At 65.0% G+C, this 24,229-nt stretch carries 20 protein-coding genes; 15 read left to right on the forward strand and 5 right to left on the reverse strand.

The window, feature by feature from the left end:
* Positions 1-38: 38 nt before the first annotated feature.
* The 6 genes from PNI01S_RS01505 (at position 39) to PNI01S_RS01530 (ending at position 7,135) form a co-directional block, all read left to right on the forward strand.
* On the forward strand, positions 39-1,352 hold the full coding sequence (locus PNI01S_RS01505; RefSeq protein WP_024763539.1) for an NAD(P)/FAD-dependent oxidoreductase: 1,314 nt from the start codon (positions 39-41) through the stop codon (positions 1,350-1,352).
* A 518-nt stretch (positions 1,353-1,870) separates the two neighbouring features.
* A complete protein-coding gene (locus PNI01S_RS01510) occupies positions 1,871-2,794 on the forward strand; it encodes a LysR substrate-binding domain-containing protein (protein WP_037018793.1) in 924 nt (307 codons plus the stop codon).
* A 139-nt stretch (positions 2,795-2,933) separates the two neighbouring features.
* Positions 2,934-4,019 (forward strand): ABC transporter ATP-binding protein, encoded by a 1,086-nt coding sequence (locus PNI01S_RS01515; protein ID WP_084357302.1) that lies wholly within the window; start codon positions 2,934-2,936, stop codon positions 4,017-4,019.
* Positions 4,020-4,076: 57 nt separating this feature from the next.
* Positions 4,077-5,192 carry an ABC transporter substrate-binding protein gene (locus PNI01S_RS01520; protein ID WP_024763541.1) on the forward strand — a complete coding sequence of 372 codons (1,116 nt, stop codon included), beginning with the start codon at positions 4,077-4,079 and terminating at the stop codon, positions 5,190-5,192.
* A 15-nt stretch (positions 5,193-5,207) separates the two neighbouring features.
* Positions 5,208-6,044 carry an ABC transporter permease gene (locus PNI01S_RS01525; protein ID WP_024763542.1) on the forward strand — a complete coding sequence of 279 codons (837 nt, stop codon included), beginning with the start codon at positions 5,208-5,210 and terminating at the stop codon, positions 6,042-6,044.
* Between the two features lie 275 nt (positions 6,045-6,319).
* Positions 6,320-7,135, forward strand: a complete 816-nt coding sequence (locus PNI01S_RS01530) for an ABC transporter permease (protein WP_024763543.1) — start codon at positions 6,320-6,322, stop codon at positions 7,133-7,135.
* Positions 7,136-7,361: 226 nt separating this feature from the next.
* Here PNI01S_RS01530 and tusA read toward each other — a convergent pair whose 3' ends face one another.
* Positions 7,362-7,601 carry a sulfurtransferase TusA gene (gene tusA / locus PNI01S_RS01535; protein WP_015477744.1) on the reverse strand — a complete coding sequence of 80 codons (240 nt, stop codon included), beginning with the start codon at positions 7,599-7,601 and terminating at the stop codon, positions 7,362-7,364.
* 152 nt (positions 7,602-7,753) lie between these two features.
* On the opposite strand from tusA, the gene PNI01S_RS01540 reads away from it, so the two are divergent.
* Positions 7,754-9,310, forward strand: a complete 1,557-nt coding sequence (locus PNI01S_RS01540; protein WP_084357303.1) for an alpha/beta hydrolase — start codon at positions 7,754-7,756, stop codon at positions 9,308-9,310.
* A 322-nt stretch (positions 9,311-9,632) separates the two neighbouring features.
* Here PNI01S_RS01540 and PNI01S_RS01545 read toward each other — a convergent pair whose 3' ends face one another.
* Both PNI01S_RS01545 and rlmM read right to left on the reverse strand, forming a co-directional pair.
* Entirely contained in the window at positions 9,633-10,511 is an 879-nt protein-coding gene (locus PNI01S_RS01545; RefSeq protein WP_084357304.1) for a MaoC family dehydratase, read from the reverse strand.
* 100 nt (positions 10,512-10,611) lie between these two features.
* Positions 10,612-11,679 carry a 23S rRNA (cytidine(2498)-2'-O)-methyltransferase RlmM gene (gene rlmM / locus PNI01S_RS01550; RefSeq protein WP_065086652.1) on the reverse strand — a complete coding sequence of 356 codons (1,068 nt, stop codon included), beginning with the start codon at positions 11,677-11,679 and terminating at the stop codon, positions 10,612-10,614.
* Positions 11,680-12,024: 345 nt separating this feature from the next.
* On the opposite strand from rlmM, the gene acnA reads away from it, so the two are divergent.
* Positions 12,025-14,757, forward strand: coding sequence for an aconitate hydratase AcnA (acnA, locus tag PNI01S_RS01555; protein ID WP_065086653.1), 2,733 nt, complete (start codon positions 12,025-12,027; stop codon positions 14,755-14,757).
* Positions 14,758-14,952: 195 nt separating this feature from the next.
* Complete coding sequence (locus PNI01S_RS01560; RefSeq protein WP_024763548.1) at positions 14,953-16,518, forward strand: methyl-accepting chemotaxis protein; 1,566 nt, start codon at positions 14,953-14,955, stop codon at positions 16,516-16,518.
* Positions 16,519-16,595: 77 nt separating this feature from the next.
* Here the strand turns inward: PNI01S_RS01560 and cprA are convergent, their stop codons facing one another.
* On the reverse strand, positions 16,596-17,768 hold the full coding sequence (gene cprA, locus PNI01S_RS01565) for a cationic peptide resistance protein CprA (protein ID WP_243779390.1): 1,173 nt from the start codon (positions 17,766-17,768) through the stop codon (positions 16,596-16,598).
* Positions 17,769-17,857: 89 nt separating this feature from the next.
* Complete coding sequence (locus PNI01S_RS01570; RefSeq protein ID WP_243779391.1) at positions 17,858-18,556, reverse strand: alpha/beta family hydrolase; 699 nt, start codon at positions 18,554-18,556, stop codon at positions 17,858-17,860.
* A gap of 113 nt (positions 18,557-18,669) precedes the next feature.
* Between PNI01S_RS01570 and ccoN (PNI01S_RS01575) the strand changes: the two genes are divergently transcribed.
* The 6 genes from ccoN (PNI01S_RS01575) (at position 18,670) to ccoO (PNI01S_RS01600) (ending at position 24,224) form a co-directional block, all read left to right on the forward strand.
* Entirely contained in the window at positions 18,670-20,094 is a 1,425-nt protein-coding gene (gene ccoN, locus PNI01S_RS01575) for a cytochrome-c oxidase, cbb3-type subunit I (RefSeq protein ID WP_038803522.1), read from the forward strand.
* A 10-nt stretch (positions 20,095-20,104) separates the two neighbouring features.
* Positions 20,105-20,713 carry a cytochrome-c oxidase, cbb3-type subunit II gene (gene ccoO, locus PNI01S_RS01580; RefSeq protein ID WP_015477751.1) on the forward strand — a complete coding sequence of 203 codons (609 nt, stop codon included), beginning with the start codon at positions 20,105-20,107 and terminating at the stop codon, positions 20,711-20,713.
* 5 nt (positions 20,714-20,718) lie between these two features.
* The gene (locus tag PNI01S_RS01585; RefSeq protein ID WP_024767473.1) at positions 20,719-20,910 is read left to right on the forward strand and encodes a CcoQ/FixQ family Cbb3-type cytochrome c oxidase assembly chaperone; all 192 of its coding nucleotides are present in this window, start codon (positions 20,719-20,721) and stop codon (positions 20,908-20,910) included.
* On the forward strand, positions 20,907-21,830 hold the full coding sequence (gene ccoP / locus PNI01S_RS01590) for a cytochrome-c oxidase, cbb3-type subunit III (protein WP_037018020.1): 924 nt from the start codon (positions 20,907-20,909) through the stop codon (positions 21,828-21,830). Before PNI01S_RS01585 ends, ccoP begins: the two co-directional genes overlap by 4 nt.
* Positions 21,831-22,173: 343 nt before the next feature.
* On the forward strand, positions 22,174-23,616 hold the full coding sequence (gene ccoN / locus PNI01S_RS01595) for a cytochrome-c oxidase, cbb3-type subunit I (protein ID WP_038803521.1): 1,443 nt from the start codon (positions 22,174-22,176) through the stop codon (positions 23,614-23,616).
* The gene (gene ccoO / locus PNI01S_RS01600) at positions 23,616-24,224 is read left to right on the forward strand and encodes a cytochrome-c oxidase, cbb3-type subunit II (protein ID WP_017516817.1); all 609 of its coding nucleotides are present in this window, start codon (positions 23,616-23,618) and stop codon (positions 24,222-24,224) included. The genes ccoN (PNI01S_RS01595) and ccoO (PNI01S_RS01600) overlap by 1 nt, the downstream gene beginning before the upstream one ends.
* The last annotated feature ends 5 nt before the right edge of the window (positions 24,225-24,229 follow it).

Raw genomic sequence — 24,229 nt, forward strand, 5'->3', positions numbered from 1 at the left:
CTAGGGAGAGGGAAAGGAACAACAAGGGAAACACAAAAATGAACGCTGCACTGAACCCCGCCACTCCCGCCCCCGAGCGCGCGAAGTCCTATTATTCCGCGAGCCTCAACGAAGAGACCCGCTACCCCACGCTGCAGGGCGAGGTGAACGTCGACATCGCCATCATCGGCGGCGGCTTCACCGGTGTTGCTACTGCCGTGGAGCTGGCCGAGCGTGGCTACAAGGTCGCCATCGTCGAGACCAACAAGGTCGGCTGGGGCGCCAGCGGGCGCAACGGCGGGCAGGTCACCGGCAGCCTCTCCGGCGACTCCGCCATGGAAAAACAGATGCGCCAGTGGCTGGGCGACGACGTCGACGACTTCATCTGGCACCTGCGCTGGCGCGGCCACGAGATCATCAAGAGCCGCGTGGAGAAATACGGCATCCAGTGCGACCTGAAGTTCGGCCACCTGCACGCGGCGATGAAGCCGTCGCACATGGACGAATTGAAGGCCACCTTCGATGACGCCAAGCGCCGTGGCATGGGCGACGAGATCAGCCTGCTGGACGGCGCCGGTGTGCGCGCGCACCTGGAAAGCGACCTCTACTGCGGCGCCATCAAGAACACCCGCAACATGCACCTGCACCCGCTCAACCTGTGCATCGGCGAGGCCAAGGCCGCCGCCAGCCTGGGCGCGCTGATCTTCGAGCACTCCGAAGTGCTGGACATCATCCACGGCCCGCGCCCGGCGGTGGTCACCTCGGGCGGACGGATCAACGCCGCGCAGGTGATGCTGGCCGGCGACGTCTACCACAAGCTCGAGCGCAAGCAGCTCAAGGGCATGATCTTCCCGGCCATGGGCGGCATCGTCACCACCAAGCCGCTGGGCGAACTGGCCAAGCGCATCAACCCGCAGGACCTGGCCGTCTACGACTGCCGCTTCGTGCTCGACTACTACCGCATGACCGGCGACGGCCGCCTGCTGTTCGGCGGCGGCGCCAACTACTCGGGTCGCGACTCCCGCGACATCGCCGGCGAACTGCGCCCGTGCATCGAGCGCACCTTCCCGGCGCTCAAGGGCGTGGACATCGAGTTCCAGTGGAGCTGCGCCATGGGCATCGTGATGAACCGCATCCCGCAGCTGGGCAAGCTGTCGGAGAACGTCTGGTACTGCCAGGGCTACTCCGGCCACGGCGTGGCGACCACCCACATCATGGGCGAGATCATGGCCACGGCGATGACCGGCGACCTGGAGAAGTTCGACACCTTCGCCCAGTGCAAGCACATCCGCGTGCCCATGGGCGACGTGTTCGGCAACCCGATGCTGGCGGCGGGCATGTGGTACTACCAGATGATGGAGAAGCTGCGCTAACGGCCAGATCAGAAGTCGAGCTGTAGGAGCAACTGTCTTCTTCAGGTCAGTCCGCGCCTGTGATTCCCCCTCACCCCAGCCCTCTCCCTTAGGGAGAGGAGGCAGATTGTGCCGGCTGAGGCCATGGTTTCATCCTGCGCCGAACGGCCCCCTCTCCCTCTGGGAGAGGGCTGGGGTGAGGGCGGCCCCTGCGCCGAGGTCATCCCGTAGGAGCGGCAAGACCGGGGTTGCCGTTGCGCGCGAACGGCTCTTTGTAGGAGCGAGCTTGCTCGCGAACCCGCCCCGCTGCGAAACCCGTTCGCGAGTTTTGTAGGGCGAATAACGCGCCAGCGTTATCCGCCGTAGGAGCAGCGGCGGATAACCTGTTCCAGGTTATTCGCCCTACGGTCTGGCTCCGGCGCTCCTGGGGTGCGCGAAACACTCCGCAACACCCACCCTCTCCGCCCGTACCCGCAGCCACTCGACACCACCGCCCCGCTCAGGGATAAAGGCTCCACTTCGCGCACTTGGAGTGAGCCATGCGTTTCCCCTCGATGACCGCCCTGCGCGTGCTGGACGCCGTCGCCCGCCTGGGCAGCCTGTCCGGCGCGGCCAGCGAGCTGAGCCTGACCCGCAGCGCCGTCAGCCACCAGTTGCACAGCCTCGAAGACTGCCTGGGCATCCCGCTCACCGAACGGGTTGGCCGCGGCATTGCGCTGACCTACCACGGCGAATGCTTCGCCCGCGAAACCCAGCGCGCCCTGGCGATCCTCAACGAGGCGCGGCGCTTCGCCAACGCCGAGGAAGTTTCCGGCCGCCTGTGCGTGAGCTGCACGCCGGGCTTTGCCACCTACTGGCTGTGCCACCAGATCGGCAAGTTCCAGCGCGCCCACCCGCAGGTGGAGCTGAACCTGGTCTCGCCCCGCGTCCCCGACGATGTCAGCGACCGTGACGTCGACCTGTTCATCGCCTACGGCGTGGGCGACTGGCAGGACCTGCACGTGGACCTGATCGCCACGCTGGACACCTTCCCGGTGTGCAGCCCGTCGCTGATCAACTCCGTCGGCGGCCTCGACTCGCCGGAAGACCTGGCCAGCCTGCCGTTCCTGCACATGGTCGATCACTCCGACTGGCTGCTGTGGACCGCCGCCGCCGGGGTGAAGAACCTCAATGTGCGCAACGGCATCGTCTTCTCCGACGCGCACCTGGTGCAGTCGGCGGCCATCGCCGGGCAAGGCGTGGCCATGGGCGATGCGCTGGTCAGCGGCGACGCCATGGCCAAGGGGCAGTTGGTGCGCCTGTTCAACGTCGCCATCGAGCCGCCCAACCGCTACTACTTCGTCACCGACCCGGCCAAATCCGAACGCCCCGACGTTCGGGCCTTCAAGGCGTGGATGAAGGCCGAGCTGCGGATGTCCGAGCAGTTCCGCCAGAATGCGCGCCATGCGCTGATTGGTGAGTGATTTCGAACAATGAGGGCAAAAAAACGCGATTGAAGCGAAGAGAGATTTGACAATACTGCGTTAAAAAAAGGCCGCTGATTTTTACCTGATCCTCACCCGGCGGCTGCTCGAACAAGAACAAGAAATCGAGGTAAGTGCAGTGGAGCGACAGCCCCAACTCCGTGCCATCGGCATCGGCAAGAGCTACGGAAGTTTCAACGCGCTGGATGGCGTGAACATCGACGTCCAGCAGGGTGAGTTCCTCACTCTCCTCGGCCCGTCGGGCTCCGGCAAGACCACCTTCCTGATGATCCTCGCCGGCTTCCAGGACCCGTCCCGCGGTCGTCTGGAGGAAGGCGGCGCCGACATCACCAAGCGCCCCGCCGAGAAGCGCAACTTCGGCATGGTGTTCCAGGGCTACGCCCTGTTCCCGCACATGAGCATCGAGGACAACGTCGCCTTCCCGCTGAAGATCCGCGGCGTGAAGACCGAGGAGCGCAACCGCCGCGTGCGCCACATGCTCGAAGTGGTCGGCCTCGGCGAACACCTGGGCAAGCGCCCCGGCGAGCTCTCCGGCGGCCAGCAGCAACGCGTGGCCATCGCCCGCGCCCTGGTCTTCGAACCGGACATGCTGCTGCTCGACGAACCGCTCTCGGCACTCGACAAGAACCTGCGCGAGCAACTGCAGGCCGAACTGCAACGCATCCACCGCCAGGTCGGCACCACCTTCGTCTTCGTCACCCACGACCAGAACGAAGCCCTCGCGCTGTCCACCCGCATCGCCATCTTCAACCGTGGCCAACTGGCCCAGGTCGACGCGCCGGAAATCATCTACAACCAGCCGAACAACCGCTTCGTCGCCGAATTCCTCGGCAAGATGAACCTCTTCCCGCTCAGCCAGGTGGGCCGCGCCGGCGAGCTGGCCTGCGGACGCTTCGGTGAGGCCGAGCTGCGCGCCAGCTATTCCAACGCCATACAGGCCGACGCACCGCTGCTGGCGGTGCGCCCGGAACACATGCAGCTGCACAGCGCCCCGCCGCAGGTGAACGGCCACAACGTGGTGCAGGCCGTGCTCACCGCCAAGACCTACCAGGGCGCCAGCACCGAGCTGTGCCTGGGTGCCGGTGCCGAAGGCAAGTTGCCCATGAGCCTGGCCGTGCACGCCGACCATCAGGCCTCGCGCCTGGAGCACGGTTCGAAGGTCTGGCTGAGCTGGCCCATCGAGAAAAGCCTGCTGATCGCCTGAGTCGCCGCACGCGTTCGTCCCCTAATTCGCCATCCCACCTGATCGGGAGCTGCACCCATGTTCAATCCTCACCAGCAAGACTGCATCGAAGTCCTCATCGAAAAGACCCGCCGCGGGCAGATCGACCGCCGCACCTTCCTCAAGGGCATGGGCCTGATGGCCGCCCTGCCGCTGGCCCTGCGCAGCGGCGTGAGCTTCGCCGCCGGCGACAAGCCGCTGGTGGTGGTGAACTGGGGCGGCGACGCGATCAAGGCATTCGGCAAGGCCTGGACCGAGGGCTTCTCCAAGGCCACCGGCATCCCCACCAAGATCGACGGCAGCGGCCCTACCGAGGGCGCCATCCGCACCCAGCTATCCAGCGGCCGGGTGAGCTGGGACGTGGTCGACGCGGAGAGCTCGGTCCTGCAGATACTCGGCAAGGAAGGCCTGGTGCAGCCGATCGACTACAACGTCGTGTCCAAGGACAAGGTGCTGCCCGGCTTCGCCTACGAGTACGGCATCGCCGACTACATGCTCAGCTACGTGATCGCCTACGACAGCGAGCGTTTCGGCGACAAGGCACCCAAGACCTGGGCTGACTTCTGGGACGTGAAGACCTTCCCCGGCAAGCGCACCCTCTACAAGTGGATGAACGGCATGCTGGAGGCCGCGCTGCTGGCCGACGGCGTGACCCCGGACAAGCTCTACCCGCTGGACGTGCCGCGTGCCCTGAAGAAGATCGAGGAGCTCAAGCCCCATGTGCTGTCCTTCTGGGGCTCGGGGGCGGAAACCCAGCAGCTGCTGATCGAGGGCGAAGTGTCCATGGGCGCGATCTGGAACACCCGCGCTCAGGTCATCACCGACGACAGCGAAGGCCGCATCAAGTGGACCTTCGACAACGCCCTGCTGGGCTGCAGCAACTGGGGCGTGCTCAAGGGCAACCCGGCCGGCACCGAGGCGGCGATGAAGTTCATTGCCTACGCCCAGGACCCGCAGACCCAGGTCGAACTGTTCAAGATGTTCGGCAACGGCCCGGCCAACCCCGCCGCCGCCGCGTTGATCCCTGACGACCGCAAGCACCTCAACTGCACGGACCCGGCGAACCTGCCCAAGCAGATCATGCTCAGCCACGAGTGGTACACCGACCACTACGGGGCAACCCTGGAGCAGTACCTGACCCACATTTCCAAGTGACGCGGAGCGCAGGTCATGGCCGATAACGCCCCCTCGCGGCTCAAGCTGGGCGCCCTGCTGCTGCCGCTGCCGATCGTCCTGTTCGTGTTCTACGTACTGCCCTTCCTCGGCGTGCTCGGCTGGAGCGTGACCCTGCCGGAGCCCGGGATCGAGCAGTACCAGCGGATCATGACGGACCCGGCGATCCACGACGTGCTCTGGCGGACCTTCCGCCTGTGCACCACGGTCAGCGTGATCTCCCTGGTGATCGCCTACCTGATGGCCTACTGCTGGGTCTACAGCCCGCCGTTCTGGCAGCGCGTGGTGGAAATCTGCGTGTTCATCCCGTTCTGGCTGTCGGTGCTGGTGCGTGCCTTCGGCTGGCTGATTGCCCTGCGCAGCAACGGTTTGCTCAACGACTGGCTGCAATACCTGGGCATCACCAGCGAGCCCTTGCAACTCACGCGCAACGAGCTGGGCGTGGTGATCGGCATGGTCCACTTCATGGTGCCCTTCGCGCTGTTCCCGCTGGTCTCGACCATGCGCCGCCTCGACCCGCGCGTGCTGCTCGCCGCGCGCGGCCTGGGCGCCGGGCAGATGCGCACCTTCTGGAGCATCTTCGTGCCGCAGACCATTCCGGGCATTCTTGGCGCCTTCATCATCGTCTTCGTGTTCTGCCTGGGCTTCTTCATCACCCCGGCGATCCTCGGCGGTGGGCAGACGGTGATGGTGGCCGAGTACGTCTACCTGCAGATGTTCCAGACCAGCAACTGGGGCCTGGGCGCGGCGCTTTCGGTGGTGCTGCTGGCGCTGGTGAGCGGGATGATCTGGGCGCTGCTGCGCATGACCCGCGTCGACAAGCTGGTCGGCTGAGGAACGAGGGCCTGTGGTCGTTTCGCGACGACCGCGACGGAGGCCCATTTGGCGCAGGGCAAGGCGCGAGGAGAGAGGTTTGGTGATCCAAATGAACGACGAGCAACGCGGCACTGCGCCAAATGGGCCCCGTCCCTCCGGGTTGCGCGGCAAATCGCGCCATGCTGCGTTGCAGGACTTGCCAAGGGAATAACCATAACCTGCGTCCCGCGCCTTGCCTGGCGCAATTTGACGCGGCAACGCGGCTCGCCGCGAAACGACAACAGGCCCTCATGATGAACGCACACGAAACCAAAGCCCCCAGCCGCCTGCTGGCGACCATGGCGATGATCTTCATGATCTTCCCGCTGCTGGCGGTGATCCCGGTGTCCTTCACCAGCAAGCGTTTCCTGTCGATGCCCAACGGCAACTGGTCGCTGCGGCATTACCACGCGCTGCTGGACAGCCCGGAATGGCTCTCGGCGATCAGCCAGAGCCTGATCGTCGCCACCGCCACCTGCATCATTGCGACCGCGCTGGCGGTGAGCTTCAGCCTCGGCATCTGGTACCTGCGCTCGCGCCTGGCGACCCTGCTGATCGGCCTGGTGCTGCTGCCCATGGCGATCCCGCCAATGATCTCGGCGATGGTCCTGTACTTCATGGAGACCAAGGTCAGCCAGTTCGCCCCCGGCCTGGGCTACGACACCCTGTTCGGGCTGACCATCGCGCACATCGTGATGGTGGTGCCCTACGGCGTGGTGACCATGCTGGTGGCGCTCAGCCAGCTGGATCGGCGCATCGAGCTGGCCGCGCGCAACCTCGGCGCGAGCCTGGGCCAGACCACCTTCATGGTGGTACTGCCGAACCTCAAGCTGGGCGTGGCGAGCACGGCGCTGCTGTGCTTTGCCCTGAGCTGGGAGGAGATCGCGGTGACCCTGTTCGTCACCAGTACCGAGGTGAACACGTTGCCGCGGCAGATCTGGTCCGGCCTGCGCGACAACATCGACCCGGCGGTAGCGGCGATTTCGGTGGTGCTGATCGCCCTCACCTTCGTCGCGCTGATCGGGCGGATGATCGCCCAGAAGATTGCCGCACGCCCGGTAGGAAGCTGAAGCCTTTCCCTGTGGGAGCGAGCTTGCTCGCGAACAAATCCCCTGGCAGCTCCGGCGCCGGGCGCTTCGCGAGCAAGCTCACTCCCACAGAAAAGCGCTATCGCCGGTGACTCTGCGGCTGAAATTCAACGTCGGGCGCAGCGGCCACTCCCTGCAACAACCGCGCGGCGTAAAGACATCGCGGACGAAGTCCGCTCCCACGGGCGACCGGATATCGGCAGCGCGATCACTCCGCCTTCTTGCGAATCCAGTACAGGTAGGTCCCCGCCTCTTCCTGCTGCTCCACCAGCTCGTGGCCGAGGAAGACGCAGAACTTGGGAATGTCACGGCGCGTGGAAGGGTCGGTGGCAATCACCTTGAGCAGCCCGCCGGCCGGCAGGTCGCGCACCTTGTTGTGCAACATCATGACCGGCTCGGGGCAGTTCAGGCCGGTGGCGTCGAGAATCGCATCGACTGGCTGGGACATCGGGTAACTCCAGAAAAACCAATGGCGTATTGTCGCGCAAAGCGCACCGTGCGGTCACCTCGCGTCCGTCCGGGTCACCCAACCTTGGTTGGGGGTGGGCGCTACGGGCGCCGGGCATGCTGGCGCACCTGCCTGACCTGCCTGGAGTCCCGATGCGCGCCCTCCTCTGCCTGTGCCTCGCCCTGCTCGCCGGCTGCGCCGCCCGCGACCAGGTTCCGGACTTCAGCGCCAGCCGCGGCCAGGACCTGCCGGCCACCTGGTTCGAAGCGGTCATCGTCGCGCGCGACGGCACCCGGCTCTCCGCCACGGTCTTCCAGCCCGCGCTGAAGGCTGGCGAAACGGCCCCGCTGATCGTCCACACCCACGGCTGGGGCGGCTGGCGGGTGACCGGGCCGGAGGGTTACTACGGCAAGAACATGATGTCCGGCCGCGCCGCCTTGCGCGCCTGGAAGGCCGGTTTCTGGGTGGTCAGCTACGACCAGCGTGGCTGGGGCGGCAGCGACGGGCGCATCGAGATGATGAACCCGCAGTTCGAGGTCCAGGATGCCAGCGCAGTGATCGACTGGGCCGCCACGCACCTGGCACGGCTGACCATGGACGGCCCGAACGACCCGCGCGTCGGCATGCTCGGCGAAAGCTATGGCGGCGCCGTGCAGTTGCTGGCCTCGGCGGAAGACCCGCGCATCGACGCCATCGTGCCCATCGCCACCTGGTACGACCTGGCCGACGCCCTGGCGCCGGACGGCCAGCTGAAGATCGGCTGGGGCGGCGTGCTGGTCAGCCTGGGCCTCGCTACCGGCTACGACCTGGGCAAGTTCGTCCAGGCCGACTACCTGCACACCACCGGCGGGCGCATGGCGGAGCCGGTACAGGCCGAGCTGCACGCCAACAGCCTCGCCAGCTACTGCGCGGCCGGCCGCCTGCCCCACGCCGACGCCCTGCTGATCCAGGGTCTGCGCGACACCCTGTTCCCGCTGGACCAGGGCCTGCAGATCCGCCAGTGCCTGAAACAGGGCCCGGCGGACGTGCGCCTGCTCGGCATGCAGGGCGGCCACATCCTGCCGCCGCCCATGCAAGCCTGGAGCGGATTGCCGCCGTTCAACAACGAGCCGGTGATCCATTGCGGCTCGCGGGCGATCAATCTCTATACCGGCATCCTCGCCTGGTACGAGGAAAAGCTGCGCAAGCGCCCTGGCGCCGCCGACGGCGTGCCGGACCTGTGCATCAGCCTCGACCTGGACCAGGGAGTGGCACTAGACGACTTGCCTCCGCCGGGCGTAACCGTCGCGCTGCCGGCCACGGCGATCCGGCCGGCATTGAGTGGCCTGGTTCAGCCTTCGACGTTCATCCCCTTGCAGCGCGTAAGCGAAACCAGCGCCTTGCTGGGCAGCGCCGAAGTGCGCCTGGATCAACCGCTGGCGGAACGCCCGGACGCACAGGTTTTCGCGGCACTGGCGATCCGCAGCGCCAATGGCCGCACGCAGCGCCTGGATGAACAGGTGAAACCCCTGGCGAACCAGGGCAGCACGCGCCTCAACGCCGTCAGCGCCAGCCTTGCGCCGGGGGACGAGGTCGGCCTGCTGGTGAGCGGTTTCAGCGACCAGTACCTGTTCAACAGTTCCTGGCGCATCGCACCGGTAGAGTTGCGGGGCGAGGTGCAGCTGCCGAGCCTGGTGCCGCTGCAACCTCGTATGGCTGGTTCCCCGTAGAAGCAACAGCCTCACGCCCCAACTCAATCCGTGCGCGCGTTTTCCCCTCACCCCAGCCCTCTCCCGGAGGGAGAGGGAGCCTCCCGTGCCGGCTGACGCAGAGTTTTCATCCTGCACCGAATGGTCCCCTCTCCCCCTGGAAGAGGGTTTGGGTGAGGGCCGGGCCAAGTGCAGAACTATCCGATCGGCGTTCGGTGGAGTCCACGATTCGCGAGCAAGCTCGCTCCTACAAAGAGCGAGTCAGAACCAACCTGCAGGGCCGAGGGGGACACCCAGTCCTTGCTCGCGAACAGAGCCACACCAACGCTTCCCGGCGAATCGCCTAACGCAACGGCCCGTCCGGCGCTTCGTCCAGTTGCGCCAGCAGCATCGGCTGGCCATCGCCTTCGGCGGGCAGCAACGCCCACTGCTCCTTCCTGCCGAGGCGGCGATAGACCTGCTTCACCTGGCTGCCCAGCGGCAGCGGCGCCTTGAAGTGTGCATCCAGGCGCACGTTCTCCGTCAGGCGGCGGCCGGTCAGGCTGCGCGCCAGGCCCCACATGCCGTGGGCGAAGGGTTTGCCGAAGCCGTAATGCGAGGCCATCAGGCGCGACAGGTGCAGCGGGTTGAAGTCACCACTCAGACCCGCGTAGCGCCAGCCGACGATCTTCGGCACGCGCCACTGCACGCCGGAGTGGACGGGCGCTTCCAGGGTGTGCCACTGGGCGCGCTCCGGCAGCGGGTCGGGTTCGGTCTGGGCATCGAGGAAATCGCCACGGCGCAGGTAGGTGGTGATCGACTGCCAATAGAGCATGTCGTGGTGCCAGGCCTCGGTGACCACATCCACTTCCAGCCCCAGCTCGCTACGCCGGCTGGTGAGGATGCGGCAGTCGAACTGCAGCGGTTCGTGCTCATCAAGCATGCGGTAGCGCTGGATATGGCTGCGCAGGTGGATCAGCCCCACGACCGACAGCGGCATGCGCGATCGGCTGAGCAGGCGCAGGTGCAGCGGCAGGCTGATGACCTGCGGATAGAGCAGCGGCACGCCCAGCGCCGGGTCGAGACCGAAGTGCTGGCGGTAGGCGCGCAGGTGGCGCAGGTCGAATTTCAGGGTACGGCTGTCCATTGCCAGGTAGGGCACGCGCTCATCGCGGCCCAGGCCGCGGCGCGGCAGCAGCATACGGCTGTAACTGCCCAGCAGGGAGGGCAACTTTCGCTTCACGAAGGTCTCCGCAAGGATTCGCGCCGCCTAGCATGGGCAATGCCGGGCGGCGCGACAAGACACCGAAGGTCGGGTGGCGCTACGGAGCCGTTCCGAGTCGCTAGCGCTCGCCCTTCTCGATGCGGCGCAGGTGGCAGGTCACTTCCTCACGATCGTGGTAAAGCTGCTTGCAGCCGATCTGCACTTTCAGCCCACGCTCGCGGAAGGATTCCTCCAGGCGGTCGAGGATGCGCCGCACCTCGGCATAACGCTGCTTCATCGGCAGCTTGAGGTTGACGATGGCCTCGCGGCACAGCCCCTCGCCGATCCAGGTCTCGATCATCGCTCCCGTGCGTGCGGGCTTCTCGACGATATCGCAGACCATCCAGTCCATGCGCTGGCGCGGGCGGAAGGCGTAACCGTCTACGCGCTGGTGCTCGACCAGCCCGGAGTACATCAGGTTCTCCGCCATCGGCCCGTTGTCCACGGCGACCACGCGCATCTCCCGGTTCACCAGCTGCCAGGTCCAGCCGCCGGGCGATGCGCCCAGGTCCACGGCGAGCATGTCCGGCGCCAGGCGGCGGTCCCAGTCGGCGCGGGGGATGAAGTGGTGCCAGGCTTCTTCCAGCTTGAGCGTCGAGCGGCTGGGCGCCTCGCGAGGGAACTTCAGGCGCGGAATGCCCATCGGCCACATGGCGCAGTTGCGTGCCTCGGCCACGCCGATAAAGGCCTCGCGGCCAGAGCGGAAGGTCAGCAGCAGGCGCGGCAGGCTGGGGTCTTCCACCAGCTTGCCGGCTTTCACCAGGGCCGCGCGCAGGGGCTTCTCGAACTTGCGGCAGAAGGTCGAAAGCTCCTTGCCGTCGTTGGTGTCGAACACCTCCAGCCAGAGGCTGCCGCACTGCGGGAAGCCGGCCAGGGCCTCGAGGATCGCACCAATGCGGTCCTGCTCCGGCAGGGTGGTGAAGCCCGTGCCTCGCGCCCACTGGCGCGGGAAGATCAGCTCGGGGAAGCGCAGTTGGCGCATCAGGCGCTCGGCGCCATCGGCATCCATGCAGATAAATTCGGCGTAGGCTGTAGCCGGTTTGGCGCGAGCGTAGCCGGGAATGTCCAGGCGCGCAGCGTGCTCGGACAGCTCGGCGCAGACCTCATTCTCGAAGCCCGGCCGGCAGTGCAGTAACAGGGTATTCATCGGGGTGTCTCCTCGGCCGCGCACTATAGAGGCTGCCCACGAAGGTTTCATGCTGATTTACAGGAATGGTCCCACAGACAGAGCCATTTGTTCTGAACCCGTTCGCCAAGCGAACGGTCCAGAACAGATGGCAACACGCCGTCGGACGGTCTAGCTTGAGTGTTCTGGCCTAACCGCCCAGAAGACTGCCCGATGATTGCCCTGCATGGCGAAATTTGCCGCCAATCGAGCTTTTTCTGCGATGGATCAGCTCGGTTGAACGCACTTTCGCCAAGTATCGCTAGCGCACCCGACATCAGCCGTGCCTGACGATCACGAGCAGAATCCAAGCCTGAGGAGAATGTCATGCCCGCAGTGGATAGCCTGAACAGCCTGCGTACCCTGGAGGTCGCCGGCAAGACCTATCACTATTACAGCCTGCCTGAAGCGGCGAAGAGTCTCGGCGACCTGGGCAAACTGCCCATGTCCCTGAAAGTCCTGCTGGAAAACCTGTTGCGCTGGGAGGACGGCAATACCGTCACCGGCGATGACCTCAAAGCCCTGGCCGGCTGGCTGAAGACCCGCAGCTCCGAGCGCGAGATCCAGTACCGCCCCGCCCGCGTGCTGATGCAGGACTTCACCGGCGTGCCGGCGGTGGTCGACCTGGCCGCCATGCGCGACGCCATGGCCAAGGCCGGCGGTGATCCGCAGAAGATCAACCCGCTGTCGCCGGTCGACCTGGTCATCGACCACTCGGTGATGGTCGACAAGTTCGCCAGCCAGTCAGCCTTCGCGCAGAACGTCGAGATCGAGATGGAGCGCAACGGCGAGCGCTACGCCTTCCTGCGCTGGGGCCAGAACGCCTTCGACAACTTCCGCGTGGTGCCGCCGGGCACCGGCATCTGCCACCAGGTCAACCTGGAATACCTGGGACGCACGGTGTGGACCAAGGACGAGGACGGCCGCACCTACGCCTTCCCCGACACACTGGTCGGCACCGATTCGCACACCACCATGATCAACGGCCTCGGCGTGCTCGGCTGGGGCGTCGGCGGCATCGAGGCAGAAGCGGCCATGCTCGGCCAGCCAGTGTCGATGCTGATTCCCGAGGTGATCGGCTTCAAGCTCACCGGCAAGCTGAAGGAAGGCATTACCGCCACCGACCTGGTGCTGACCGTCACCCAGATGCTGCGCAAGAAAGGTGTTGTCGGAAAATTCGTCGAATTCTATGGCGACGGCCTCGCCGACCTGCCGCTGGCGGACCGCGCCACCATCGCCAACATGGCCCCGGAGTACGGCGCCACCTGCGGTTTCTTCCCGGTAGACGAGATCACCCTGGGCTACCTGCGCCTGTCCGGCCGCCCGGACGATGCCGTCAAGCTGGTGGAGGCCTACAGCAAGGCCCAGGGCCTGTGGCGCGAGAAAGGCCACGAGCCGGTCTTCACCGACAGCCTGCAACTGGACATGGGCGAAGTCGAAGCCAGCCTCGCCGGGCCGAAGCGCCCGCAGGACCGCGTCGCCCTCGGCCATGTCGGCCAGGCGTTCGATGACTTCCTCGGCCTGCAGATCAAGCCCGTGCCCAGCGAAGAAGGTCGCCTGCTCAATGAAGGTGGCGGCGGTGCGGCCGTGGGCGCCTCCATTGCGGCCGGCGAGACCGATTACCAGCACGACGGCCAGACCCATCGCCTGAAGAACGGCGCCGTGGTAATCGCCGCCATCACTTCCTGCACCAACACCTCCAATCCCAGCGTCATGATGGCCGCCGGCCTGCTGGCGAAGAAGGCGCTGGAGAAAGGCCTGCAGCGCAAGCCCTGGGTGAAGAGCTCGCTCGCACCCGGCTCGAAAGTGGTGACCGACTACTTCCGCGCCGCCGGCCTGACCCGCTACCTGGACGAACTGGGCTTCGACCTGGTGGGTTACGGCTGCACCACCTGCATCGGCAACTCGGGGCCGCTGCTGGAGCCCATCGAGAAGGCAGTACAGCAGGCCGACCTGACCGTCGCCTCGGTGCTTTCCGGCAACCGCAACTTCGAAGGCCGCGTCCATCCGCTGGTGAAAACCAACTGGCTGGCCTCGCCGCCGCTGGTGGTCGCCTACGCCCTGGCCGGTACCGTGCGCACCGACCTGACCAGGGACCCACTGGGCACCGGCAAGGACGGTCAGCCGGTCTATCTGAAGGACATCTGGCCAACCCAGCAGGAAATCGCTGACGCCGTACAGAAAGTCGATACGGCGATGTTCCACAAGGAATACGCCGAAGTCTTCCAGGGCGATGAGAAATGGCGCGCGATCCAGGTGCCGGACGCCAAGACCTACGTCTGGCAGAACGACTCCACCTACATCCAGCATCCGCCCTTCTTCGAGCACATCGCCGACGCGCCACCGAAAGTCGAGGACATCAAAGGCGCCAACATCCTTGCGGTGCTGGGCGACTCGGTAACCACCGACCACATCTCCCCCGCCGGCAACATCAAGAAGGACAGCCCGGCCGGGCGTTACCTCAGCGAGCACGGCGTGGCCTACGCCGATTTCAACTCCTACGGATCGCGCCGTGGGAACCATGAAGTGATGATGCGCGGCACCTTCGCCAATATCCGCATCAAGAACGAGATGCTCGGTGGCGAGGAAGGTGGCAACACCCTCTACGTACCCACCGGCGACAAGCTGGCGATCTACGATGCCGCGATGCGCTACCAGCAGGACGGCACGCCGCTGGTGATCGTCGCCGGCAAGGAATACGGCACCGGCTCCTCCCGTGACTGGGCAGCCAAGGGCACCAACCTGCTGGGGGTAAAGGCAGTGATCGCCGAAAGCTTCGAGCGCATCCACCGCTCCAACCTGGTGGGCATGGGCGTGTTGCCGCTGCAGTTCAAGGACGGCGAGGACCGCAAGGCGCTCAAGCTGACCGGCAAGGAAGTGCTGAGCATCAGCGGCCTGTCCGGCGAGCTGAAGCCGCACATGAACCTAAAGGTCGCGGTGCAGCGCGAGGACGGCAGCCAGGACAGCTTCGAGGTGCTCTGCCGGATCGATACCCAGAACGAAGTCGAGTACTTCAAGGCCGGCGGCATCCTTCACTACGTGCTGCGCAGCCTGATCTGAGGCATGGCGGCGGCCTGCAACAGGCCGCCGCCTCCTTCTTTGGTTTCATTTCGGTGACCAGTGGCGATAGGCTATCGTCCATATCCTGGCGTCACTCTTCTGACTTTTTTCTGTGACAGCCATCAAATTTTCGATCTGGCGGCCGATAAGCTGGACAGACGTACCATTTTCGACTTTGCCCGAGATCCCAGCCTGATGCGCAACAACCAGCCGATCACCCAGCGTGAATGCTCCTTCCCCGCCGAACAGCGGCTGATCTCCACCACCGATGCCCGCGGCGTGATCGGTTACGCCAATGAAGCTTTTACCGCCATCAGCGGATTCTCCCGCGAGGAACTGGTCGGCGCACCGCACAACCTGGTGCGCCACCCGGACGTTCCGTCCGCCGTGTTCGCGCACATGTGGACCACCCTGAAAAAGGGCCGCCCGTGGATGGGCATCGTCAAGAATCGCTGCAAGAACGGCGACCACTACTGGGTCAGCGCCTACGTCACGCCCATCTATGAGCGCAACGAGATCGTCGGTTACGAGTCGGTGCGGGTGAAACCCACCGCCGAACAGGTGCGCCGTGCCGAGGCGCTGTATGCACGGATCAATGCCGGAAAGTCGGCCATTCCCACCCGCGACCGCTGGCTGCCGGTGCTGCTGGACTGGCTGCCGTTCATCCTGATCGGCCAGATCGGCTTCCTCATCGGCGTCTGGCTGAATTCTCACTGGGGCTTCCTGCTGGCCGCCCTGCTGTCGATCCCGCTCGGCCTCATCGGCCTTGGCTGGCAGCAGCGCGGCCTCAAGCGCCTGCTGCGCCTGGCCGAGCAGACCACTTCCGACCCGCTGATCGCACAGATGTACACCGACAGCCGTGGCGCACAGGCGCGCCTGGAAATGTCCATTCTCAGCCAGGAAGCACGCCTGAAGACCTGTCTGACTCGTCTGCAGGACACCGCTGAAACCCTCACCGAGCAGGCCCGCGAAGCCGACTCGCTGGCCCACCACAGTTCCGCCGGCCTCGACCGCCAGCGTCAGGAGACCGAGCAGGTGGCCACCGCCGTCAACCAGATGGCCGCTACCACCCAGGAAGTGGCCGACAACGTGCAGCGCACGGCCGATGCCACCCGCCAGGCCAACGATCTGACCACTGAGGGCCGGCAGATCGCCGCCGAGACCCGCGAGGCCATGCAGCGTCTCTCCAACTCCGTGGGTGAAACCGGTGAAGCGGTCAGTCAGCTGGCCCGCGACAGCGAGCAGATAGGCGGTGTGGTGGACGTGATCAAGGGCATCGCCGACCAGACCAACCTGCTGGCACTCAATGCCGCCATCGAGGCAGCCCGTGCTGGCGAGATGGGCCGCGGCTTTGCCGTGGTCGCCGACGAAGTCCGTTCGCTGGCCCAGCGCACCGCCGAGTCCACCGGGCAGATTCACCAGTTGATCGCCAACCTGCAGAACACCGCCACCGAAGCCGTGCGCGCCATGGAGTCCGGTCGCCGCCAGGCCGACGAAGGCGTGGACCGCGTGTTGCAGGCGGACAACGCGCTAGTGGGCATCAGCGATGCGGTGGCGAACATCACCGAGATGACTACCCAGATCGCCGCCGCCGCGGAAGAACAGAGCGCCGTGGCCGAGGAGATCAACCGCAACATCAGCACCATCGCCAACCTCGCCGACCAGACGTCCGGCGAAGCCCAGCGCACCGCCCTGCTCAGCGAGGAGCTGACGCAGACCGCACAACGCCAGTACTCGCTGGTGGAGCGGTTCAACCGCTGAGCCTTGACAGGCTCCCTGCCGGAGCGCGCCAGGCGCGAGATCGCTGGCGCGCCCGTTCCTGCAGAGGCATCTGTCAGCTACTTGAAGTCCCACTGCATCTGAGCCGGGATGCTGACATCTCGCGAGGAATGCACGCACACGCCCACGTAGTCGGTGAAGCGCGGCGGCGCGGCGATGCCTTCGTCGAGCAGACGCTGGTTGTCGAACAGGTAGTTGAGGTCGGCGAAGCCGCTGTACAGGCGCAGTGCACGCAGCACAAGGCGCGGGTTGGCCTTGCCGATTCGACTCTCGAAGCTGCCGGCCAGCTCGCGCAGATCCTCCGAACTGACCTTCCGGTAGCGGTCCCCCACCGGAGTCTCGCCACGGGCGTCGGCGTAGGCCTGGTCGATTTCGCCGAAGGTGCAGGCAGAGCCGTGTCCGGCGGAGACGTGGTAGAGGTTGTGGCTCAGTTGCGGCTTGAGCGCCAGGGTGACCAGTGCCTCGGCGCAGTAGTCCACCGGGATCACATCGATCTGCTCGTCCAGGCCGCAGGTAAAACTCTCCAGGGCGAAGCCCATGCGGAACACCCAGAAGATGCTGCCCGAGGCGCGGCAGCCCAGTTCGCGATGCCCGACCACGATGGACGGCCGCGCCACCACCAGCGGTAACTGCGGCAGTTCTTCGCGCATGCGCCGTTCGATCTCGGCCTTGGAGGCGGTGTAGTCCACCAGTTGTTCTTCGCTGTCGGGGAAGTCCCAGGATTCGCGCACCGGCGACTCGCGCTGCGGCCCGCAGCACATGGCCGTCCCTACATGCAGGAAGCGCTTGAGGTTGCGGGACTGGCTGAGCAGTTTGGCAAAGGCGAAGGTGCCTTCGACATTCACCGGCCAGATGCTCGGGTTCTTCGAAAACGAGGCGACGGCGGCACAATTGATCACCTGCTCCACGCGCATCAGACGTGCGCGTTCGCCCTGCATCCAGGCGGTGTCGAGCAGATCGCCGCAAAGGATCTGGTGGTCCTGCAGGCGCTCCAGGGCAGCCTCTGGCACGCAGTGCAGCCGCAGGTTGTCGCGCAGGCGCTCCAGGCCCTGGGCTGGGGTTCTGGCACGCACCAGAAACAGCAGCGCCTCGCTCTGGCCGTCGGCAATCAGGTGCGCGGCAACGGAGCCGCCGAGGAAACCGGTGGCGCCAGTCAGCAGCAGACTGTGCGCGATACCTGGGGTGAAACGCGGGGCGTGGGTGGCAATGCGATCGGCAAATTCGGTGTTCATGGCAGCCTTCGGCCTGTCCTCTGGAAGCGGGTTGCCGGCTCCTGGAAGCCGGCGGAGGCGAGGATAGAAGGGATTGCCTTAAGGAGCGGTTACGACGCGAGGAACTCTGCTATCCGCTCGGCGGTAGTCTCCAGATGCTGGTCATGGGTCAGCCCGGAGACCTTGAGTGGCTTGAGATCATGGTCGGCCGCCGCCAGCCAGTGCAGCTGGATCGCCGGCGACAACGCGTAGCGTTCGACCGTGGCACGGTCGCCCAATGCATCGCGTTCGCCCTGGACGATCAGGGTCTGCGTCGTCAGTTCGGCGAGGTGGGCCACGCGCGGTTTTTCCGGCTTGCCGGCGGCATAGAACGGATAGCCCAGGCAGACCAGCGCGTCGGCGCCCAGTTCGTCCGCCAACAGGCTGGCCATGCGCCCGCCCATGGATTTGCCGCCAATCGCCAGCTTGCCTGCTGCTTCGGCGCGAACCTGCGCGTATACCCGCCGCCAGCACTCCAGCAAGTGCTTCTGCGGATTGGGCGGACGCCGCCGGCCGTCCTCGCGGCGCATGGCCATATAGGGGAACTCGAAGCGCACGACAGAGATACCCCGTTCGGCCAGCCGCGCGGCGATGTCGCCCATGAACGGGCTGTCCATCGGCGCACCCGCGCCGTGGGCCAGAACCAGCGTAGCCGACAGTTCGCGCCGTGCCGGGTTCCGCAGCAGCGACAAAGGACCGCAGGCGCCCGCGACAGAGGTCTCAGGCGGCAATTGATCCGAATCAATATTCCTCGACGGGCCTTTATCCATCCTTCACTCCGCTAATTCCGAATTAGTACCTATCCCAAGGGGGAGGGGCGGCGTAAGCCGTAAAAAACCTGCCGGGATGGGCATAGCCCATAACCGTGGATGGAAGCCCATAAATGAGCACAACCAATCAGACCGCTTATAACTATAAGGTGGTCCGCCAGTTCGCCATTATGACAGTGGTGTGGGGGATCGTCGGCATGGCCGTCGGTGTCCTGATCGCCGCTCAACTGGTGTGGCCGGACCTTAACCTCGGCTTACCGTGGACGAGCTTCGGGCGCCTGCGCCCGCTGCATACCAATGCGGTGATCTTCGCCTTCGGCGGCTGCGCACTGTTCGCCACCAGCTACTACTCGGTGCAGCGCACCTGCCAGACCCGCCTGTTCGCAGGTCCGCTCGCTTCCTTCACCTTCTGGGGTTGGCAGCTGGTGATCCTGTTGGCGGCCATTACCCTGCCACTGGGTTACACCTCTTCCAAGGAGTACGCCGAGCTGGAGTGGCCGATCGACATTTTGATCACCATCGTCTGGGTTTCCTACGCGATCGTCTTCTTCGGCACGCTGATTAAGCGCAAGACCAAGCACATCTACGTGGGCAACTGGTTCTTCGGCGCCTTCATCCTGACCGTGGCGATCCTGCACGTGGTCAACAACCTGGAAATCCCGGTCAGCCTGACCAAGTCCTATTCCCTGTACTCGGGCGCCACCGACGCGATGATCCAGTGGTGGTACGGCCACAACGCCGTGGGCTTCTTCCTGACCGCGGGCTTCCTGGGGATGATGTACTACTTCGTTCCGAAGCAGGCCGAGCGTCCGGTCTATTCCTATCGCCTGTCCATCGTGCACTTCTGGGCGCTGATCGCCGTCTACATCTGGGCCGGCCCGCACCACCTGCACTACACCGCGCTGCCGGACTGGGCGCAGTCGCTGGGCATGGTGATGTCCCTGATCCTGCTGGCGCCGAGCTGGGGCGGCATGATCAACGGCATGATGACCCTCTCCGGCGCCTGGCATAAGCTGCGCACCGACCCGATCCTGCGCTTCCTGGTGGTTTCCCTGGCCTTCTACGGCATGTCCACCTTCGAAGGCCCGATGATGGCCATCAAGACCGTCAACGCCCTGTCGCACTACACCGACTGGACCATCGGCCACGTACATGCCGGCGCTCTGGGCTGGGTAGCGATGGTGTCCATCGGCTCGCTGTACCACCTGATTCCGAAAGTCTTCGGCCGCGAGCAGATGCACAGCGTGGGCCTGATCAACACCCACTTCTGGCTGGCCACCATCGGCACCGTTCTGTACATCGCCTCCATGTGGGTCAACGGCATCACCCAGGGCCTGATGTGGCGCGCGGTAAACGCCGACGGCACCCTCACCTACTCCTTCGTCGAAGCCCTGGCCGCCGGCCACCCCGGCTTCATCGTGCGGATGATCGGTGGTGCCATCTTCCTGCTGGGCATGCTGGTCATGGCCTACAACGTCTGGCGCACCGTAGCGGCCGCCAAACCGGCCGAAATGCAAGCCGCGGCGCAGATGGCCTGAGGAGTCCGACATGAAACACGAAGTACTCGAGAAAAACGTCGGCCTGCTGGCCCTGTGCATGGCCGTCGCCGTGAGCATCGGCGGCCTGACCCAGATCGTCCCGCTGTTCTTCCAGGACGTCACCAACACACCGGTGGAAGGCATGAAGCCCTACACCGCCCTGCAACTGGAAGGCCGTGACGTCTACATCCGCGAAGGCTGCGTAGGCTGCCACTCGCAAATGATCCGTCCGTTCCGCGCCGAGACCGAGCGCTACGGCCACTACTCCGTCGCCGGTGAGAGCGTCTGGGATCACCCGTTCCTGTGGGGCTCCAAGCGTACCGGCCCGGACCTGGCCCGCGTCGGCGGCCGCTACTCCGACGACTGGCACCGCGCGCACCTGTACAACCCGCGCAACGTGGTCCCGGAGTCGAAGATGCCCGCCTACCCCTGGCTGGTCGAGAACAAGCTCGACGGCAAGGATACGGCGAAGAAACTGGAAGTGATGCGTGTCATGGGCGTGCCCTACACGGACGACGACATCGCTGGCGCCAGCGACGCCGTCAAAGGGAAGACCGAAATGGACGCGGTCGTCGCGTACCTGCAGGTCCTCGGCACCTCCATCAAGAACAAGCGGTGACAACCTTGGATATCGGGACCATTCGCGGCCTCGGCACCGTCATCGTGATGGTTGCCTTCGTCGGCGTACTGCTCTGGGCTTACGGCGGCAAACGCAAGGAGCGCTTCGACGAAGACGCGCTGCTGCCTTTCGCGGATGACCCGGTAGCCAAGCAGCACGCTGAGCAAGAGCAAGCTTCTAGGAGCAACAACGCATGACTACCTTCTGGAGTCTGTACATCACCGTTTTAACAGTCGGTTCGCTGATCGCCCTGCTGTGGCTGGTATTCGCCACCCGCAGCGGGCAGTCCTCGAACACCACCGACCAGACCATGGGCCACGCCTTCGACGGCATCGAGGAGTACGACAATCCGCTGCCCAAGTGGTGGTTCCTGCTGTTCGTCGGCACCATCGTCTTCGCCGCCGGCTACCTGGTGCTCTACCCGGGCCTGGGCAACTGGAAAGGCGTCCTGCCGGGCTACGACGGCGGCTGGACGCAGGACAAGCAATGGGAGCGCGAAGAAGCCCTGGCCAAGGAAAAATACGGCCCGATCTTCGCCAAATACGCGGCCATGTCGGTGGAAGAAGTCGCCAAGGATCCGCAAGCCATGAAAATGGGCGAGCGCCTCTTCGCCACCTACTGCGCCATCTGCCATGGCTCCGATGCGAAGGGCGCAGCAGGCTTCCCGAACCTGACCGACAGCGACTGGCGCTGGGGCGGCACCGCCCAGGATATCCAGACCACCATCCTCGGTGGCCGCCAGGCCGCCATGCCGGCCTGGGGTGAAGTGCTGGGCGACAAGGGTGTGCAGGACGTGGCGGCCTTCGTCACCGCCAAACTGGACGGCCGCAAGCTGCCCGAAGGCGTGACCGCGGAGAACGTCGACAACGGCGGCAAGCTGTTCGCCACCACCTGCGTCGCCTGCCACGGTCCGGAAGGCAAGGGCAACCCGCTGATGGGAGCGCCTGACCTGACCCACCCGGGTGCGTTCATCTACGGTTCCAGCTACGCGCAACTGCAGCAGACCATCCGTCACGGCCGCCAGGGCCAGATGCCGGCGCAGGAGCAGTACCTGGGCAAAGACAAAGTGCACATCCTCGCCGGATACATCTACAACATTTCCGGCCAGGCGAAGTAAACTCCCCGCCCCCCAACTCGCGCCCGCTAAAACGGGCGCGGGTTTCTGACCTCCGCAATATCGCGACGAAGTGTCGCACCCTCTCTATCTCCTTTCTTCACACCCTTCCTGTTCACGTCTAAGCTGGATTCCATTCGCAAACCTGCAATACGACTAACCTGACCCACTTCCCAGGTTGGCACGGGCGAGCCGAAATGAGCGGCAAGCAGCGGCGCAAAGCGCTCCGGAGCAGGCGTCAAACCGGCTTCGCGCCAAGGCCCGGCGCGTTGCAATGGCTACCTGCTTTCTCCATACTTGCCGCCGTTTTTTTGTCCATAAAATCCAAAAACCGTGGAACCTTAGAATGAGCACAGCAATCAGTCCGACTGCTTATAACTATAAGGTCGTCCGCCAGTTCGCCATCATGACGGTGGTCTGGGGGATACTTGGTATGGGGCTCGGTGTTTACATCGCCTCTCAGCTGGTTTGGCCCCAGTTGAACCTGGACCTGCCCTGGACCAGCTTCGGCCGCCTCCGTCCGCTGCACACCAACCTGGTGATCTTCGCCTTCGGCGGCTGTGCTCTCTTCGCAACTTCCTACTACGTCGTACAGCGCACCTGTCAGACCCGACTGGTGTCCGATAGCCTCGCAGCCTTCACCTTCTGGGGTTGGCAAGCGGTGATCGTGCTGGCCGGCATCACCTTGCCGCTGGGCTACACCTCCTCCAAGGAGTACGCCGAACTGGAATGGCCGATCGACATCCTGCTGGCCATCGTCTGGGTGACCTACGCACTGGTGTTCTTCGGCACGGTGATGAAGCGCAAGACCAAGCACATCTACGTGGGCAACTGGTTCTACGGCGCGTTCATCCTGGTGACCGCCATGCTGCACATCGTCAACAGCATGGAAATCCCGGTAACCGCCTTCAAGTCCTACTCGATCTACGCCGGCGCGACCGACGCGATGATCCAGTGGTGGTACGGCCACAACGCCGTGGGCTTCTTCCTGACCACCGGCTTCCTGGGGATGATGTACTACTTCGTACCCAAGCAGGCCGAGCGTCCGATCTACTCCTACCGCCTGTCCATCGTGCACTTCTGGGCGCTGATCACCCTGTACATCTGGGCCGGTCCGCACCACCTGCACTACACCGCTCTGCCGGACTGGGCGCAGTCCCTGGGCATGGTGATGTCCCTGATCCTGCTGGCTCCGAGCTGGGGCGGCATGATCAACGGCATGATGACCCTGTCGGGCGCCTGGCATAAGCTGCGCACCGACCCGATCCTGCGCTTCCTGGTGGTCTCCCTGGCCTTCTACGGCATGTCCACCTTCGAAGGCCCGATGATGGCGATCAAGACCGTCAACTCCCTGTCGCACTACACCGACTGGACCATCGGCCACGTACACGCCGGCGCCCTGGGCTGGGTTGCGATGATTTCCATCGGTTCCCTGTACCACCTGATTCCGAAGGTCTTCGGCCGCGAGCAGATGCACAGCGTGGGCCTGATCAACGCGCACTTCTGGCTGGCTACCATCGGCACCGTGCTCTACATCGCCTCCATGTGGGTCAACGGCATCACCCAGGGCCTGATGTGGCGTGCAATCAACGCCGACGGCACCCTCACCTACTCCTTCGTGGAAGCCCTGCAAGCCAGCCACCCGGGCTTCATCGTCCGTGCGCTGGGCGGCGCCTTCTTCGCCTCCGGCATGCTGCTGATGGCCTACAACACCTTCCGTACTGTGCGCGGTTTCAAACAGGCTGACGCCGATGCCGCTGCCCAGATCCCCGCTGTAGGAGCTCACTGATGAAGCACGAAGTAGTCGAGAAGAACATCGGCCTTCTGGCCTTCTTCATGGTCATTGCGGTGAGCATCGGCGGTCTGACCCAGATCGTTCCGCTGTTCTTCCAGGACGTCACCAACAAGCCGGTCGAAGGCATGAAGCCGCGCACCGCGCTGGAGCTCGAAGGCCGTGACATCTACATCCGCGAAGGCTGCGTAGGCTGCCACTCGCAGATGGTCCGTCCGTTCCGCGCCGAGACCGAGCGCTACGGCCACTACTCCGTCGCCGGCGAAAGCGTCTGGGACCACCCGTTCCTGTGGGGTTCCAAGCGTACCGGTCCGGACCTGGCCCGCGTCGGCGGCCGCTACTCCGACGACTGGCACCGCGCGCACCTGTACAACCCGCGCAACGTGGTCCCGGAATCGAAGATGCCCTCCTACCCCTGGCTGGTGGAGAACAAGCTCGACGGCAAGGACACCGCGAAGAAAATGGAAGCCCTGCGTACGCTGGGCGTGCCTTACACCGACGAAGACATCGCCGGTGCTCGTGATGCCGTCAAAGGCAAGACCGAGATGGACGCTGTGGTCGCCTACCTGCAAGGCCTCGGCACCATCATCAAGAGCAAACGGTGACAGTG

Source organism: Pseudomonas nitroreducens NBRC 12694 (genome assembly GCF_002091755.1).
Taxonomy (GTDB): Bacteria; Pseudomonadota; Gammaproteobacteria; order Pseudomonadales; family Pseudomonadaceae; genus Pseudomonas; species Pseudomonas nitroreducens.